Origin of the sequence: Lacticaseibacillus suibinensis (assembly GCF_003946175.1) — a bacterium.
GTDB classification, from domain to species: Bacteria; Bacillota; Bacilli; order Lactobacillales; family Lactobacillaceae; genus Lacticaseibacillus; species Lacticaseibacillus suibinensis.
The window spans coordinates 1-15,905 of sequence record NZ_RHOK01000015.1 but is presented as its reverse complement, the minus strand read 5'-3'; the positions used below and the strand labels follow the sequence as shown (position 1 = coordinate 15,905).

Below are 15,905 nucleotides of genomic sequence, written 5' to 3'. Positions count from 1 at the left end.
GCATGGTATCATAGGTTTAGCCGTTGATAGAGGATGAGGATTGTGCAAAAACACCGAAAGCGGCCGAATGCCGCGATTAAAAAACGCCAAACCCGGAGCGCAAAAGCCGCTGGGTTGGCCAACTTGCAGCGCCAGCTTGACCATGATTTAATTGGCCGGACCCCGCGCCGCCGGCCTAAATAATTGACCACTTGCCTTGCGCCGGTGGCCTTTTCTTTTGCCTGCGCTTTCCGTATACTGGTTAAGTTTGGCGGAGGTAATCATGAAAGAATTTATGGCACTGAATAACAATTTAAAATTACGGATGCTGACAGTCTTCTTGGCGGTCATGCTGTCGAGCGCCATTGGCCCTAACATGACCATTTACTACGCCAAGTACTTCGGCGCCGGCCTGACCGGGGTGCTACTCATTATCGTGTCGGTCATGGGCTTCATTGCCGGCCTGTATGGTGGGCATCTGGCCGATGTGCATGGCCGTAAACCCATCATGGTGCTAGGCACCATTTTGACGTTGGTTGGGTTTGCCTTGGCGGCGGTGATGAATTCTCCACTGGGTCACTATCCGATTCCCACCTTCTTCGCGTTTTTGATTGCGCAGGTCGGCGCCAACCTCTCTAGCCCCGCCGAAGAGGCGATGGTCATCGATGTCTCGACGCCGCAGAATCGGCGCTATGTGTACGCGTTGATCTACTGGATCATTAACATTTCGGTCATGATTGGGGCCGCGCTGGGCGGCTGGTTCTTCCGGGATTACCTGTTTGAATTACTCATCGGTATGGGCGTGGTCACCATCATCAACCTGATCATCATCTGGTTCTTCATGACCGAAAGCTTCGCCCCAGAGCATACCGGCTCTGGATCAGTTTGGCAGGCGGTACGTGGCTATTGGCAAGTCATGAGTGACCATCGCTACGACTGGTACCTCATCGGCATAGTACTCAGCGGCATGGTCACCAACCAGCTTGGTTTCTACCTTGCCGTGCATCTCGGCGCCGATTTTCACACGGTGCCTCTTTTCGGGCTGGAAATCTATGGCCAGCGCATGCTGTCTGGCATCACGCTGATCAACACCGCCATCATTATTCCCTTTATGTCCCTCTTCACCCGCTTGACCAGCAAATGGTCACTGCGCCGCGCTTACGGCATTGGCATGGGGCTGCAGACGCTGGGGTTTGCCCTCACATGCATGCTCAACACTCTGTGGCCGATTGTGATTTGCGCGGTGATTCTCACCATCGGCGAAATGGTCGTAGTGCCGCCGAGTCAAACGCTGCGCGCGGACTTAATGGATCCAGCCAAGATTGGCACATACTCCGGGGCCTTTTCCGCGGTTTATCCGTTGGCTTCGGTGCTGGCCGGAGCCACGGTCACCTTGTCGACGGCCATTGGCCAGTATGGCATGGCCATTTTGTTCCTACTGCTGGGCGGCTGCTCCATCGCGGCGGTGATGCATGTGCTCAATTTACCCAAGGCCGCTTGGAATCAAAAAGATCCTGACTGACAACCATGTCGGTCAGGATCTTTTCTACTGGGCCAGGACTTTACTGAGGAAGTCCTGGGTCCGCGGATGCTCTGGATGCGAGAAAATCGCTTCTGGCTTGCCTTTTTCAGCAATGATGCCGTCATCCATGAACCACACTTCATTCGCCACTTCGCGAGCAAAGCCCATTTCGTGGGTCACAATGACCATGGTCATGCCTGACTTGGCCAGGTCTTCCATAACTTTCAGCACTTCGCCCACCATTTCTGGATCCAGCGCCGAGGTTGGTTCGTCAAACAGCATCACATCCGGTTCCATGGCCAAGGCGCGCGCAATGGCCACCCGCTGCATTTGACCCCCAGACAAGCTAGTAGGGAAAGCATCGGCTTTATCTTCCAGGCCGACTTGTGCCAGCAAGGCCTTGGCTTTGGCCGTGGCATCAGCTTCGCTTTGAGCCTTGACTTTCATCGGCGCCAGCTTGATATTATCCAACACGGTCATGTTCGGGAACAGGTTAAACTGCTGGAATACCATCCCCATTTTTTCCCGCACCACGTCCAGCTGCTTTTCACTCAGGGAGGTCAAGTCGGTGCCTTCAAACAGCACCTGGCCAGAGGTCGGCTGATTCAGCAAATTGAGACTACGCAGGAAGGTACTTTTCCCACCGCCTGACGCCCCAATGACAACAATGACGTCGCCTTTGTTGATGGTTTCAGTAATGTCATTCAAGACAATGTTATCGCCAAACTTCTTAACGAGATGGTTCACTTGAATCAATGGTTGTTCAACGCTCATAACCCATTCTTCCCTTCACGGCCGAATTTTCCCGGCATCTTGACTATCATGTCGTTTACTATACACGTAAATTAGTATTTATGCAATATCTATTCTATTTTTATTCAACATTTGGTATCTGTCGCCTCTGCGTGCTATACTAGCGCCAAAAGCAAGGCGGAAGGAGCACACGACGATGGGCTTAAAAGTGAATACTAAAACCGACTGGGGCGAAATGTTCGACAAGTTTGCCACGGTGCCTGAGGAAACCAAAGCCACTGGCAATGATCCAAAAAAGCAAGAAGACCAGGCTAAAGCCGCCAAGGCCAAAAAAGCCACTAAGAAATGAATGAATCAAAATGCCGAGCGCGAGGCTCGGCATTTTGATTCACTGAAGATACGCGGTATAAAAGAAATAGCCCGCCAAGGCGAAAGCGCCAATGCCGATCAACAATCTAATCAAGCGATTAGAGACATGGCGCACCACCATGGGTCCCAGCAGGCCGCCAGCAAACATCCCCAGCCCCAGCGGAATCACCATCAACCAGTAGACTTTGGTGGTGAAAGCGTAAATCACTAGCGAGACGATATTGGTCAGTAACGTCGCGAAGTTTTTCAACGCGTTGCTGACAGCAAAACTGACGGGTAAGGTGACCGCCAAAATGGAGAGCATCATCACGCCCGCCGAAGCCCCGAAGTAGCCGATATACACCCCAACCAAGAAAATTAGGAAATTACGGCCGACCAGACGCCAGCCGCGAACGGTGTGACCGACCTGCTCCGGCGCGGGCTTTTGGCGCAGCGATGACAACATCAGCACCCCAGCAAGGGCAATCAGAAACGGCACCACTTTTTCAAAACTGGAAGCCGGCGCCACGGCCAAAATCAACGCGCCGACGATGCCGCCGATCACGGCCCAGACGCCGACCTGCCACATCAATTTGCGATGCGCCGACAGCTCTTGCGTGGACGCCAGGCCGGAACCCACCCCAGTGAAAATCATCGCGGCAGTGTTGGTGACATTAGCCGACACTGGCGGCACGCCTAACGCCAGCAACACTGGATAGGTGACCAAAGACGCCATGCCAGCGGTGGAGCTAATGAGCCCACCAGCCACCCCAGTGAGCAATAGAATTAACGTTAATAGAATTGGATTCATTTCCGCCTCATGATAAAACCAGCGGCCACACTGAAAATCGGCAGGCCGCTGGTTTCGTTTATGACTAAGTTATAACTTGATGTTGGGATACTTCTTGGCTAACGTTTGCAAATTAGCTTTGGCGACTTCCTCAAAAGGAATATCCGCCCATAATGCGATTTGCGATAAGTACCAAAGAACATCGCCCAGCTCGGCCTTCAGTTGCTCCTGATCGAGGTCCTGCCCTTGGAAGGTGTAGCGCTTGATGCGATCGACCACTTGCCCGCCATCTGACGCCAGCCCCAAGGCGAGGTTGGTCAGCACATGCTCATTGCCGGCCAGAGTCTTATTGGCCTTTTCCTGATACTCATTCAACTCCATGATCATTGCCTCCAATATTTGCTTGGGCCTCTAACCAAGCCCAGACCGCATCTTTGCCTTCCCCAGTTTCGGCGGAAAACATAATCAGCTGATCGGTTTGGTTTAGATCCAAGGTCTTTTTGATATCACGCATGATGGTTTGCCGCCGCGCCTTGCTGGTTTTGTCGACCTTCGTGCCGATCACCAACACATCGATATTGAAATACTTCAGATACTGATACATCGACACGTCATCGGCACTTGGCAAATGCCGCGCATCGACCAAAAGCACCGCACCGTGCAGCTGCTGCCGGGTACTTAAGTATTCCTCGATCATGGCCGCAAACTTTGCCCGCGCGGCTTTGGACACCTTAGCAAAGCCATAGCCAGGGACATCGACAAAATATAGCAGGTCTTCAATGTCGTAAAAGTTCAGCGTTTGCGTTTTGCCAGGGACGCTCGAGGTCCGGGCCATGCTTTTGCGATCGATCAGGCGATTGATCAAGCTTGACTTGCCGACATTACTGCGGCCGACAAAAGCAATTTCTGGGTACCCGGTGGCAGGATACTGCTTGGCACTAACCGCACTGATGGTTAGGCTCACATTATTGACTTTCATGGTGACCTCCTAAAATCTTTCGCCATTAAGTGTATCATACCCGCCGAAAAAAGGGGCGTCTGCATCGGTAAACAAACCAGGGGCAAAAATGATCCCATCAAAAAAGGCCAAGCTGAACGTCAGCTTGGCCTAGCTTATATCAAACTTATGAGGCTTTTCGATCGTCGGCTTTGATCAGCTCCGGCTTGCCGGTGCCTTCAACCGCCGCTTTGGTCACGACTGCCTTAACCACCTCTGGTTCACTTGGCAAGGTGAACATCATATCTTGCATCACGGCTTCAATGATGCTCCGCAAACCACGGGCCCCAGTATCGCGCACAATCGCCTTATGAGCGATCGCATGCAAGGCGCCTTGCGTGAATTCCAGCTTGGTGTCATCCAGCGACAGCAGCTTTTGATACTGCTTGACTAAGGCGTTCTTCGGTTCAGTCAAGATCCGGACCAAATCGTCTTCCGTCAGCTTCTCAAGCGATGCAATAATCGGAATCCGGCCAATGAATTCAGGGATGATCCCAAACTTCATTAAATCTTCCGGTACAATCTGCTGCATCAGTGACTTCTGCTCATCAACTTCGGTGTTGTCTGAATTCTTGCCGAAGCCGATGGTCTTTTCACCGAGGCGGTTCTTGACGATGCCTTCGATGCCGTCAAACGCCCCACCAACAATGAACAAAATGTTCGTGGTGTCGATTTGGATGAATTCCTGTTGCGGATGCTTACGCCCGCCCTGCGGTGGCACGTTGGCAATCGTGCCTTCCAAAATCTTCAGCAAGGCTTGCTGCACCCCTTCACCAGACACATCACGGGTGATGGAGACGTTCTCGGATTTCTTGGCGATCTTATCGATTTCGTCGATGTAGATGATGCCCTTTTCGGCCCGCTCCACGTCGTAATCGGCGTTTTGGAGCAACTTGAGCAAAATGTTCTCGACGTCTTCGCCGACATAACCCGCCTCCGTCAAGGTGGTGGCATCAGCGATGGCAAATGGCACATTCAAAATCCGCGCCAAACTCTGGGCCAAGAAGGTCTTCCCTGACCCGGTTGGTCCAATCAAAGCGATGTTAGACTTTTGCAGCTCAGTGTCGCCTTTGTCAGCGACTTCCATCTGGTTAACCCGCTTGTAGTGGTTATAAACCGCTACCGCGAGCGCTTTTTTAGCGGCATCTTGACCGATCACATAGTCATTCAAAATGCTCAAAATGTCGATTGGCTTTGGTACTTCCAGCATGTTGGAAGCGGCGTCAGCCTTGAATTCTTCGTCGATGATTTCCTTGCAGAGGTCGATACATTCATTGCAAATATAAACCCCAGGGCCAGCAACGATTTTCTTCACCTGATCTTGGGATTTCCCGCAAAATGAGCAGGTCACCGGACCGGTGGTTTCAACGTTGTCAAACATTAATCTTCAACCCCTTCTTGTTACCTTCATGATACCAAAACCGCGGCACCATGCCTAGTCAAACCGCAACAGCGTAGCACAACAAAACCGGGTTTGTCAAAAGCTAAGCTGCGAAGCTGAACCGCACTTAGCCCGACAGGTAGCCTAAGACTGAACCTTGAAGCCAGGGCTTGGCTTCAAGGCTCAGTCTGTAGCTAGCTGCTCGGGCGTCGGTTCAGCGCAGCGCGAATAGGCTGCGGAGGTCGGCGGGCTTAGTCCGACGAGTAGCCTAGCGCCAAGCATTGCCATCGCTCTTTGTTGGTGAGGCTTGGTGCGTAGCTAATCGCTCGGACGTTGCCGACCGCAGCGCGACTAGGCTGCGGAGGTCGGCAGGCTTAGTCCGACGAGTAGCCTAGCACCAAGCATTGCCATCGCTCTTTGTTGGTGAGGCTTGGTGCGTAGCTAATCGCTCGGATGTTGCCGACCGCAGCGCGACCAGGCTGCGGTCGAAGACTGTGCGGCCGGGTCGGTTAACCTCCGCAGTAAGGGGCTGGAACGTGGTGGCCAACGCTTTGAGCCTCTGCGAGTCTCAAAGTCGCGGCTTACTCTAACAGTCAAGAACACTGGCTAAGAACAATTTCACCACTGAGCCCCTTTCTGCTCCAGTTACCCGACCCTACTGTTTCACGACGAATGTCTTATCCATCTATACGCTACAAAAGCGATGATGAAAGTGTATGTTTGATTTTCTGTATGACTCATGCCTCAAATATGGCAGTTTACATCACAATAATCAGGACTCCTGCCGCCACCAACGCTGCGGCTAGGGTCAGCAGCAATTTACGAGCGGTTGGGCGCCATTGACGGCGACGGGCCAGGAGAAAAAGGGCCACGCCACTGAGCATCATCAAAAGCGCACGTTTTTCTGGGCCGCCGACTAAGCGGACGAATAAGCGTATGATTCTTATCAAATTGCCTCCAAGATGCAAAAAGCACTCCCCCTAAAGCGGAGGAGTGCCCTTGCGTGACACAAGGTTACTTGTCAGCGTCTTCCTTATCGGCGTCGGCTTTGTCAGCTGCCTTTGGGGCAACTTCCTTGACTGAGTCGGTGATGACCGTGATGGCATCTTGAACGCCGATATCATGCTTCAACATATCATCGGTCAAGGCGCGACGAACGGCCTTTTCTTCCATGTTGTATTCGCCAGCCAAGCGCTTGATTTCACCCTTGACTTGGTCTTCGGTTGGTTCGATCTTTTCCGCTTTAACGACTGCTTCAAGAACCAAGTTGGTCTTGACGCGGCTTTCAGCGTTAGAAGCAAATTGCTTCTTCAAGTCGGCTTCGGAAGTGCCAGTCAGCTGGTAGTACATCTTTGGATCGATGCCCTGTTGCTGCATGGAACCCAGGTATTGGTTCATCTGGTTGTCCACTTCGGTGTCAATCATGGCTTGGGGAATAGCCGGGATCGTGGCGTTGTCAACGACCTTCGCAATCGCCTGTTCTTGAATGGCATCGTCTGCTTCTTCGTCCTTCTTGGCTTGCAAGTCAGACTTGATCTTCAGCTTCAGTTCTTCAAGCGTCTCAACGTCTTCGTCGTCCAGATCCTTGGCAAAATCATCGTCCAAGGCAGGCAATTCCTTGCTCTTGATTTCGTGAACGGTGGTCTTGAATTCGGCATCTTTGCCGGCCAAATCCTTGGCTTGGTAATCTTCTGGGAAGGTAACCTTGACGGTGACTTCATCGCCAGCCTTGGCGCCAATCAGCTGATCTTCAAAACCAGGAATGAAGGAGTTAGAGCCCAATTCCAAGGCGTAGTTCTTAGCAGAACCGCCATCGAATTCCTTGCCGTCAACGGTGCCGACATAATCGATGGTCAAGGTGTCGCCTTTTTCAGCCGCGCCGTCTTCCTTGAGCACCAGTTCGGCCTGGCTTTCCTGCTTCTTGGTCAGTTCAGCGTCAACATCAGCATCGCTAATGGTGCGATCCTGCTTGTCAACGGTGATGCCCTTGTAGTCGCCCAGCGTTACTTCTGGCGCCACAGTGACAGTGGCCTTGATTACCCAAGGCTTGCCTTCGTCCATGCTGTCGATGTCGATTTTTGGCTGGTCAACGGCATTGATGCCGGCTTCAGCGATAGCAGCATCGTAAGCGTCTGGTAAAACAATGTTCAAGGCATCTTCGTACAATGCCGCTTCGCCGTACATGCGGTCGAACACGGTGCGAGACACGTGGCCCTTCCGGAAACCTGGAATGTTCAGGTTCTTCTTAACGCGGTTGAACGCTTTGTCCAGACCTTCTTTGATCTTATCTTGTGCGATTTCAAAAGTCAGGACGCCGTCTGTGTCGCCCTTCTTTTCCCAATTTGCAGCCATGATATCCCTCCGACTAAATTATGTTATTCGTATTGCATACTTTCCATACTATACGCGAAAAACCCGCATTTGTAAACGCAACGCGGGCTGACAAGTAAAAAAACTTTACGTCATATTCACGCCTGGGCATTTTGCGGGTCAACAATCTGGCGCAGCTTAAAGTCCCCTTGCACGTAATCAAAGATGATAATACCCGCATTCGGCAGGCGCTGATGCAACTGATTAGGGGCATAATGCTGCAAAAAAGTGTGGCAAGCGCCAGCATGTGACACCACTAAAATATTGGCCCCGGTGGCTTGTTCCATGATGGTACCGATGGTTTGGGTGATGCGCGCTTCAAGCTGGGCATCACTTTCCCCGCCCCAAGGCACGAAAAAGTCCCCATAGGGCGGCGTCGGATTCAGGTATTCCGGTTGGCCTTCAAATTGGCCAAAACCATGCTCGCGCAAGCCCTTTTTGCGAAGATAAGGCAGTTTGGTGACCAGCTCCAAGGTGTCAGTTGCCCGCTCAGCAGTGGAGCAATAAGCTTCATCCAGCGTAATGCCTTGCGCTGCGAACCACTGCCGGGCAGCCAAGGCTTGGCCAATGCCCTTGGCGGTCAAGGGTGAATCGCACCAACCTTGAATGCGCCGCAATTGATTAAATAACGTTTCGCCATGCCGCATCAAATATAACGTCTTCATGTCCTCGCCTCATTCAAAAACGCCGCGTCTCCCGCGGCGCCATGCTTAGTCTTTAAAATAATCTTCGAGAAACGCCAGCACGCCTTGCGCGTTATTGTCCAATGTCTGGGCAGCTGCCGCTTGCTTGACCGCAGGTTGGGCGTTGGCCATCGCCACGCCTAAGCCAACTTCCTTGATCATTTCAAGGTCGTTGCCCCCATCGCCAAACGCCGCCATATTCGCGAGGGGAATATGGAGCACCTGGCCCAGTTCGGCCAGGCCGGCGGCTTTATGCTGGCCGGGTTGAATAATATCAATATCGCCATGGCCACTGGAAGTCGCCACCGCCAGGCCCTTGAGTTCCTCACCGAGCACCTGCAGGAATTCCTCGGTGCGTTCAGGCGGAAAGTTCATCCCGAACTTGAGAATGTCATCATCCGTCACCTCAAGGGTGGGCTGCACCGCCAGTCGATGATAGTAGCGTCTGGTATTGGTGATAAAAGCCTCGCCTTCGCTGGCGCGGACATAGCCACTTTTCACGCCGCACGCGACGATTTTCAATTCGGGATGGCTCGTCAAAATAGCGGTAATCTTAGCCGTTTCAGCTGGGGTAAAGGTGTGCACCGCATAGGTTTGCGTTTCATCGCGGATGTAGGCGCCATTTTCGGCCACATAAATCGTTTCCGGATAAGCTTCAAAAAAGCTTTTTAGCTGATAATACTGATTACCACTGGCGACCACGAAGCGCACGCCGTGATTAGTTAGCATTTGATGGACCTTAGCAAAACGGGCCCGATCATAGTCCTGATCAGAGCGCAAAAAAGTGCCATCCATATCCACTGCAACAAGTTGAAGCATATAGACCTCCTGTGGTGACGTTTTCATGTTTCATTGTAGCAAACTTCAGCCTAGCAAGCGGTCAATTTTCGCAGCGACTATGGTCAAATTCCCCACAAAAATACCGGCACTAGGCCGGTATTAACGCTAAGCACGATGGGCCTGGGCCGTCGCAGTGGCCGCTAAGGCGGCGGTCAACCGGGCACTGCCTGGTTCAATCTTGGCCGTTGGCGGCGCCGCAAAGGTCAAACGGGCGCCATTGAGCAACTGATGCGAAGGGGTGAGGTTTTTGCTCGGTACCACACTCACATGCGCTGGGGTCAACCGCTGCGCCTGTAGCATCGTCATATCCACGCCAGCTGGCGCCGTCAACCACAGGAAGAACCCACCCGCCGGCTGACTCAGTTGGTACCCTTCTGGTAGCTGCGCACTGAGGGCATGATGCATCAGCTTGAGCTTGGCGCCATAGCACTGACGGAGTTGGTTCAGATGGGCCTCAAAGTCATTTTGTTCCAGGTACAGCGCCACGGCCCGATGAACCAACTGACTCGATTCGACATCACTAGCCCCGCGCAATGCCGCTGCCGCTTCTAAAAGCTCCGCGTCGGCGACCATCCACCCTAAGCGCAAACTCGGCGCCAGAATTTTGGACATGCTACCGAGAAAAATCACGCGCCCTTGGGTGTCAAAATGCTTAAGCGGTGGCAGCGACTCGCCTTGATACCGCAGCCAGCGGTACGGCCCGTCCTCCAAAATGATGACGTCATACTTATTGGCCAAGGCAATCAGGGCTTTACGCTTGGCCAAAGACATGACCGCACCTGTCGGATTCTGAAAATCCGGCACGGTATAAATCATTTTGACGTCGTGGGTCATCAAAACCTTCTGCAACTCGGTTAAGTCCATGCCATCCGCGGCCATTGGTACTTCATAGTAATGCGGTTCATACGCGTTGAAAGCAGCCAGCGCGCCTAAGTAGGTTGGCGCCTCGACCACCAAGCCGTCACCAGGATTAAGGAGCATCTTAGCCGCGAGATCAATGCCTTGCTGCGCCCCTTGGGTCAAAAGCACATCCTGCGCCGTGGCCCCAATGCCATCTGCTTGTAGCCACGCAGCAATGTGCTCGCGCAGTTTAGGTAAGCCCCAACTATCGCCATATTGAAATGCGGCCGGTTCAGCAGTGGCTTGCGCAAACGCCGCCTGCAATGCTCCCTGGGGAAACATGGTGGTATCAGGATACCCGCCGGCAAACGAGATGAGTTCAGGATCCGGGGCAGTGAAGAGTTCATCTAACCCTGACTGCATGGTGGTGGCAACTCGACTGGCAAACTTCATGTGACCGCGTCCTTTCATTGCTTACGATAACTTCATGGTACCGGTCTGCCAGCGTTAAGTAAAACTCATCTTATTTATTTTATGTTGAACGATTTTCATCTTAATAATCAAAAACAGCGCCTCGCCGAAGCGAAACGCTGTTAAAGGTTGAATTAGTCGAGGATTTCAGAAACGACCCCGGCACCAACAGTACGGCCACCTTCACGAACGGTGAACTTCGTACCTTTTTCAAGAGCAACTGGCGCGATCATGTCGACTTCGAACGTAACGTTGTCGCCAGGCATAACCATTTCAACACCTTCTGGCAGTTCGATCACACCGGTAACGTCGGTGGTGTGGAAGTAGAACTGAGGACGGTAGTTGGAGAAGAATGGCGTGTGACGGCCGCCTTCTTCCTTCGTCAGGATATAAACTTCACCCTTGAACTTCTTGTGGGTCTGGATGGAACCTGGCTTTGCCAGGACCTGACCACGAACAACTTGGTCGCGGTTAACACCACGAAGCAGAACACCAACGTTATCGCCGGCTTCACCCAAGTCAAGAGTCTTACGGAACATTTCAAGGCCAGTAACGGTGGACTTCAGAACTTCGTCCTTCAGACCAACGATTTCGACTTCGTCACCGATCTTAACGGTCCCACGGTCGATACGACCAGAAGCAACCGTCCCACGACCAGTAATGGTGAAGACGTCTTCAACAGGCATCAAGAAAGGCTTGTCGGTATCACGAACTGGGGTTGGGATGTATTCATCAACGATGTCCATGAGTTCTTCGATAACCTTTTCTTGTTCCTTGTCGCCTTCAAGTGCCTTGAGGGCTGAACCACGGATAACAGGAATATCGTCACCAGGGAAATCGTATTCGGACAGAAGTTCACGAACTTCCATTTCAACCAAGTCGATCAATTCGTCATCGTCAACCAAGTCGGTCTTGTTCAGGAAGACAACGATGTAGTCAACACCAACCTGACGAGCCAGCAGGATGTGTTCACGGGTCTGTGGCATTGGGCCATCAGTAGCCGCAACAACCAAGATCGCACCATCCATCTGAGCAGCGCCGGTGATCATGTTCTTAACGTAGTCCGCGTGCCCTGGGGCATCGATATGCGCATAGTGACGCTTTTCGGTTTCGTATTCAACGTGGGCGGTGTTGATCGTGATGCCACGTTCCTTTTCTTCTGGGGCAGCATCGATTGATGCGTAGTCCTGCGCCTTAGCGAGGCCCTTTTCGGAAAGTACCTTGGTGATAGCCGCGGTCAAAGTAGTCTTACCGTGGTCAACGTGCCCAATCGTACCAATGTTTACGTGGGGCTTAGTGCGTTCATAGTGTTCTTTTTCAGCCATGAAAAAACGAACCTCCTGTATATTTTCGTAAAGACACAGGCAAAGCCGCCCGTAATCCTTTACGTTCTATCTTACTACATTCACGCCAAAATACCAAAACAATATTTTGGCTGGAAATGAATTCCGAAAATGATTATACCGAGAACCCCCGGTTTTGTAAACCATCCTAGTCAAGTTTTTTTGCTTTACACGTCTTTTGAGGCGCTCCTGCCACTGTTCAGCCGCTCAACTTAGCGCGGTCAAAGCCTGGGTCTGCGTCCCTAACCATTCAAACAAGGCGTGCTCTTCGGCGGTCACCTCGGGCCGATCGCGGTTGAGATAACTGGCAGCAAAATGCTTGGGATCTGGCACAGCCTCTCCAATAAAGGGATAAAGGTAACCCAGCTCAAAGCGCAACGTTTCCACGGTAGCCTTCATCAGCTCGGGATCCGCTAAGCCGACTTGGAGCTGAATTTGATTCAGCACTTGCAGCATGGTCGGATCATTCATCACGCCAGGTAGCGCACTGGGAATGACCTCGGCAGTGGTCTGGTAACTCGTCACTTGAACTGGCGTTGCTTCCCCCACTGCCGTCAGCGCGTCTAACAGGCTAACGCGAATGGCGGGATGGACATCTGGATCAACCAAATTGGGCTTGGCTGCCTCGATGATTTTGGCTTTCGGCAAGCGCCCAAGTTGCTGAATCAGTTGTTCCTGCTCATGCGCGCTTAATCCACCCAGATGGCGCAACCGCCGGGCCAGATCTGCAATCTCATCCCCATGCGCGGTGAGATCAGCCGTTTCAGCGGCCGTAATTTGCTGCTCAAAAACGGCGGCGTTTTTAGCCTCCACATGATGTAACACCGCCCAGGCAAACCGGTAATCGGGCAGGTCCAGCAAAACTTCAAACAACAACTTAGTGGTGCTATCGCCGGCCAAGAAATCTTCCATATACTCACTGACGTAAGGCAAGGCTTCACGACTTTGATGCAGTCCCACCAGCGCTTTGACCAGTGGCCGGGCCACTTCAAACACCGGCGTTTCCTTATACGCCTTTTCTAAATGCGCCACGGCACTGGCGTAGTTCTGCTTCTGCAAGGCAGAAACGCCAAGGCTCATATGGCGGCTGCCACTATTTGGCAAAGGCACGATTTTTCCCATGCGCTTCACTCCCCTTTGGTTACCATCATACCAATGTTTGCGCTAGAAAAAAATATCCGGCTTGAGCGCTTCCAAGCATAGAAAAAACCTGAAGCTAAGCTCCAGGTTTGAACGGCTACTGCCGCTTAGCACTATTTTGGTTCACTTCCATAATCACAGGCAAGATCACCGGCCGGCGTTTCGTGTGATCAAACAAGAACCGGCTCAAATCATCACGCACCGCCTGCTTCAAAGTGCTCCAGTCAAAGGACTTGTTGTCCAATTGTTTTTGCACGGTTTTGGCCACGAGCTCGCCGCTTTCGTTAAGCAGGTCACGGGAGGTCTTCATGTAAACGAACCCGCGGCTTTGAATCTTCGGCTTGGCCACGATCTTCTTCTTCTTGCGGTCGATGGTGACGACCGCAATGAAAATCCCATCTTCGGCCAGCATCTTGCGGTCACGCAAAACGATGTTGCCAATGTCGCCGACACCGATACCGTCAATCATGGTATTACCGGCATCGACATGGCCAGAGAGATGCATCTTGCCTTTTTCGTAGCTGATGATGTCGCCGACGTTTGGAATGATGACATTCTCGGCTGGAATACCGGCATCTTTAGCAATCTCGGCATGGGCTTCCAGCAGGCGATACTCACCTTCCACAGGAATGACGAAGCGCGGCCGCAGCAAGTTGATCATCAACTGCAAGTCGTCCTTATTCGCGTGACCGCTGGCGTGGATGTCTTCCGAGATGGCCTTGACTTCACCACCAGCGCGATAAATCATATCACGGGTACGGGCGGCCATGGTTTCCATGGCGTGCGAAATGGTGGTGGTGATATAAACCAAGTCGCCTTCGTGAATGTGTACCAACCGATGCTTATTGGTGGCCATCCGTTGCAGTGACTTCAGCGGCTCGCCCATGCGCCCGGTTTCAAGCACCACGGTCTCTTCCGGCTTCATGGTCTTTAGCTCTTTGGTGGTGGCAATAATGCCTTCGTCTGGCAACACGATATCCTTGAGCCGAATAGCGGTTTTGACGACCCGCTCCACTTCGCGGCCCGTCAAAACGACGCGGCGATTGTTGGCCGCAGCTGCGTTAATGACCTGCTGGATGCGCTGAATGTTATTGGCGACACTGGCCACGATCACCCGACCTTCATGGTAGCGGAAAGTTTCGTTGATGTGATCGTAGATTTCGTGTTCGCTGGCACTGCGGTATGGCGATTCCGCATTGTTAGAATCAGACAGCAATGCCAATACTTTCCGGTCGCCGATTTTGGCTAGACGCGAAAGGTCCGTGTGGTACTTCGGCGAGGCGCTTTGGTCAAACTTGAAGTCCCCGGTGTAAACAATCGAACCATTTGGCGTTTCGATGACAATCCCTAAGCTCCCGGGAATGCTGTGGGTCGTTGGGAAGAAGGACACCTTGATTTTGCCAAAATCAATCACCGACTTCTCAGTGATCACATGGAAATCGCGGAATTTCTTGGCTTTCGGGCTGGCGGTCATGTTGAGCTTGGCCATCGCAATGGTCAACTCGGAGCCAAAGACCGGCACTGGATGTTCGCTGACAAAATACGGCAGCGCGCCAATCGCGTCGGCGTGACCGTGAGTCAGAAAGATGCCGGCGATTTTATCGGCATTTTCTTCCAGGTAAGTGAGATCAGGAATCACAACATCGATTCCCAGTAGCTCGTTGTCCGGGTATTTCAGCCCAAAATCGGCAACGAAAATTTGGTCGTCTACTTCGATGGCGTACATATTTTTACCGTTCTCACGCACGCCGCCGAGTGCGACCACTTTGATTTTACTCATGTGAGCACCTCGTTAAATTAGATTAGGTTCTTTCGCCAATCACTTGGCAACGAATTATTCCTTTTAACAGTGTACCACACAGGCAGTGAAATACCTATTCTAGCCAGCAGGCAGTGAGGGCTAACCGGTTTTAGCCGACTGGCTTCAACCGCGTTAACCGCCGGGCAGGGCCGCCTCCGCAGAAATGGCTGGAACGTGGTGGCCAGCGCTTTGAGCCTCTCCAAGTCTCAAAGTCGCGGCTTGTTCTAAGCCAACCAAACCCGTTGGCTAAGAACAAATTCACCACTGAGCCATTTCTCCTCCGGCGACCCTGCCCTAAATTGATTTTTTCTCTTCTGTTCGACTTCCTTACGCCAATGCCCACCGACCTTGCTTGTTCAATTAGGCTGTTTCACATTGAATTCGTTCGTGACGACACTGCAACACCCGTTAAGGATGTGGTTGAAGCGGCACAATAAAAACCACCCGTAAAACGGGTGGTTTTCACTGGGGCTATAAGCCCCCGCTACTGGCTGCGTGTCAAGGCGCTGGCCTCATTCACTGCGTTCAAGGCCTACTGCGATTGCCACTTTAACTGCCTCTGGAAGAGGCTCGTGTCCCAATCTGGCTACTTTTTCTTAGCTGCGTGATTGCTTCTAAACGGGTCCTCATATTCACGGACGCTCAAC

At 52.3% G+C, this 15,905-nt stretch carries 16 protein-coding genes; 3 read left to right on the top strand and 13 right to left on the bottom strand.

All coding sequences use genetic code 11. The annotated features are described in order from the left end of the window. Positions 1 to 42 precede the first annotated feature (42 nt). Both EKM90_RS12845 and EKM90_RS08590 read left to right on the top strand, forming a co-directional pair. A complete protein-coding gene (locus tag EKM90_RS12845; protein WP_164507925.1) occupies positions 43 to 183 on the top strand; it encodes a hypothetical protein in 141 nt (46 codons plus the stop codon). Between the two features lie 79 nt (positions 184 to 262). Further along, a complete protein-coding gene (locus tag EKM90_RS08590) occupies positions 263 to 1,501 on the top strand; it encodes an MDR family MFS transporter (protein ID WP_125581692.1) in 1,239 nt (412 codons plus the stop codon). A gap of 24 nt (positions 1,502 to 1,525) precedes the next feature. On the opposite strand, the gene EKM90_RS08585 is transcribed toward EKM90_RS08590, so the two are convergent. Then, complete coding sequence (locus tag EKM90_RS08585) at positions 1,526 to 2,275, bottom strand: amino acid ABC transporter ATP-binding protein (RefSeq protein ID WP_125581690.1); 750 nt, start codon at positions 2,273 to 2,275, stop codon at positions 1,526 to 1,528. A gap of 175 nt (positions 2,276 to 2,450) precedes the next feature. Here EKM90_RS08585 and EKM90_RS12840 point away from each other — a divergent pair, with 175 nt between their 5' ends. Continuing rightward, positions 2,451 to 2,603, top strand: coding sequence for an SPJ_0845 family protein (locus EKM90_RS12840; RefSeq protein ID WP_164507924.1), 153 nt, complete (start codon positions 2,451 to 2,453; stop codon positions 2,601 to 2,603). Positions 2,604 to 2,642: 39 nt separating this feature from the next. On the opposite strand, the gene EKM90_RS08580 is transcribed toward EKM90_RS12840, so the two are convergent. The 12 genes from EKM90_RS08580 to EKM90_RS08525 form a co-directional block, all read right to left on the bottom strand. Beyond that, positions 2,643 to 3,413, bottom strand: a complete 771-nt coding sequence (locus tag EKM90_RS08580) for a sulfite exporter TauE/SafE family protein (protein WP_125581688.1) — start codon at positions 3,411 to 3,413, stop codon at positions 2,643 to 2,645. A gap of 69 nt (positions 3,414 to 3,482) precedes the next feature. Next, positions 3,483 to 3,773, bottom strand: a complete 291-nt coding sequence (locus EKM90_RS08575; RefSeq protein ID WP_125581686.1) for a nucleoside triphosphate pyrophosphohydrolase family protein — start codon at positions 3,771 to 3,773, stop codon at positions 3,483 to 3,485. Beyond that, the gene (gene yihA, locus EKM90_RS08570; RefSeq protein WP_125581684.1) at positions 3,760 to 4,371 is read right to left on the bottom strand and encodes a ribosome biogenesis GTP-binding protein YihA/YsxC; all 612 of its coding nucleotides are present in this window, start codon (positions 4,369 to 4,371) and stop codon (positions 3,760 to 3,762) included. Before yihA ends, EKM90_RS08575 begins: the two co-directional genes overlap by 14 nt. Positions 4,372 to 4,516: 145 nt before the next feature. After that, positions 4,517 to 5,770 (bottom strand): ATP-dependent Clp protease ATP-binding subunit ClpX, encoded by a 1,254-nt coding sequence (clpX, locus tag EKM90_RS08565; RefSeq protein WP_125581682.1) that lies wholly within the window; start codon positions 5,768 to 5,770, stop codon positions 4,517 to 4,519. 758 nt (positions 5,771 to 6,528) lie between these two features. Continuing rightward, on the bottom strand, positions 6,529 to 6,720 hold the full coding sequence (locus EKM90_RS08560) for a hypothetical protein (RefSeq protein ID WP_125581680.1): 192 nt from the start codon (positions 6,718 to 6,720) through the stop codon (positions 6,529 to 6,531). Between the two features lie 64 nt (positions 6,721 to 6,784). After that, positions 6,785 to 8,122, bottom strand: a complete 1,338-nt coding sequence (tig, locus tag EKM90_RS08555; protein ID WP_125581678.1) for a trigger factor — start codon at positions 8,120 to 8,122, stop codon at positions 6,785 to 6,787. Between the two features lie 116 nt (positions 8,123 to 8,238). Further along, positions 8,239 to 8,805 carry a histidine phosphatase family protein gene (locus EKM90_RS08550; protein ID WP_191987473.1) on the bottom strand — a complete coding sequence of 189 codons (567 nt, stop codon included), beginning with the start codon at positions 8,803 to 8,805 and terminating at the stop codon, positions 8,239 to 8,241. A gap of 45 nt (positions 8,806 to 8,850) precedes the next feature. Then, a complete protein-coding gene (locus tag EKM90_RS08545) occupies positions 8,851 to 9,642 on the bottom strand; it encodes a Cof-type HAD-IIB family hydrolase (RefSeq protein ID WP_125581676.1) in 792 nt (263 codons plus the stop codon). A gap of 126 nt (positions 9,643 to 9,768) precedes the next feature. Further along, positions 9,769 to 10,956, bottom strand: a complete 1,188-nt coding sequence (locus EKM90_RS08540) for an aminotransferase-like domain-containing protein (RefSeq protein WP_125581673.1) — start codon at positions 10,954 to 10,956, stop codon at positions 9,769 to 9,771. A 152-nt stretch (positions 10,957 to 11,108) separates the two neighbouring features. After that, on the bottom strand, positions 11,109 to 12,299 hold the full coding sequence (gene tuf / locus EKM90_RS08535; protein WP_125581671.1) for an elongation factor Tu: 1,191 nt from the start codon (positions 12,297 to 12,299) through the stop codon (positions 11,109 to 11,111). Positions 12,300 to 12,524: 225 nt separating this feature from the next. Next, positions 12,525 to 13,439 (bottom strand): hypothetical protein, encoded by a 915-nt coding sequence (locus tag EKM90_RS08530; RefSeq protein WP_125581669.1) that lies wholly within the window; start codon positions 13,437 to 13,439, stop codon positions 12,525 to 12,527. A 115-nt stretch (positions 13,440 to 13,554) separates the two neighbouring features. Next, positions 13,555 to 15,237, bottom strand: coding sequence for a ribonuclease J (locus EKM90_RS08525; RefSeq protein WP_125581666.1), 1,683 nt, complete (start codon positions 15,235 to 15,237; stop codon positions 13,555 to 13,557). Between the last annotated feature and the right edge of the window lie 668 nt (positions 15,238 to 15,905).

Excerpts from the sequence above, each read along its gene's own strand:
- EKM90_RS08540 (WP_125581673.1), bottom strand. The coding sequence starts at position 10,956 with ATGAAGTTTGCCAGTCGAGTTGCCACCACCATGCAGTCAGGGTTAGAT.
- EKM90_RS08575 (WP_125581686.1), bottom strand. The coding sequence starts at position 3,773 with ATGGAGTTGAATGAGTATCAGGAAAAGGCCAATAAGACTCTGGCCGGC.
- EKM90_RS08580 (WP_125581688.1), bottom strand. The coding sequence starts at position 3,413 with ATGAATCCAATTCTATTAACGTTAATTCTATTGCTCACTGGGGTGGCT.
- yihA (WP_125581684.1), bottom strand. The coding sequence starts at position 4,371 with ATGAAAGTCAATAATGTGAGCCTAACCATCAGTGCGGTTAGTGCCAAG.
- EKM90_RS08525 (WP_125581666.1), bottom strand. The coding sequence starts at position 15,237 with ATGAGTAAAATCAAAGTGGTCGCACTCGGCGGCGTGCGTGAGAACGGT.
- EKM90_RS08585 (WP_125581690.1), bottom strand. The coding sequence starts at position 2,275 with ATGAGCGTTGAACAACCATTGATTCAAGTGAACCATCTCGTTAAGAAG.
- EKM90_RS08590 (WP_125581692.1), top strand. The coding sequence starts at position 263 with ATGAAAGAATTTATGGCACTGAATAACAATTTAAAATTACGGATGCTG.
- EKM90_RS12840 (WP_164507924.1), top strand. The coding sequence starts at position 2,451 with ATGGGCTTAAAAGTGAATACTAAAACCGACTGGGGCGAAATGTTCGAC.
- EKM90_RS08530 (WP_125581669.1), bottom strand. The coding sequence starts at position 13,439 with ATGGGAAAAATCGTGCCTTTGCCAAATAGTGGCAGCCGCCATATGAGC.
- tig (WP_125581678.1), bottom strand. The coding sequence starts at position 8,122 with ATGGCTGCAAATTGGGAAAAGAAGGGCGACACAGACGGCGTCCTGACT.
- EKM90_RS08545 (WP_125581676.1), bottom strand. The coding sequence starts at position 9,642 with ATGCTTCAACTTGTTGCAGTGGATATGGATGGCACTTTTTTGCGCTCT.
- EKM90_RS08550 (WP_191987473.1), bottom strand. The coding sequence starts at position 8,805 with ATGAAGACGTTATATTTGATGCGGCATGGCGAAACGTTATTTAATCAA.
- clpX (WP_125581682.1), bottom strand. The coding sequence starts at position 5,770 with ATGTTTGACAACGTTGAAACCACCGGTCCGGTGACCTGCTCATTTTGC.
- tuf (WP_125581671.1), bottom strand. The coding sequence starts at position 12,299 with ATGGCTGAAAAAGAACACTATGAACGCACTAAGCCCCACGTAAACATT.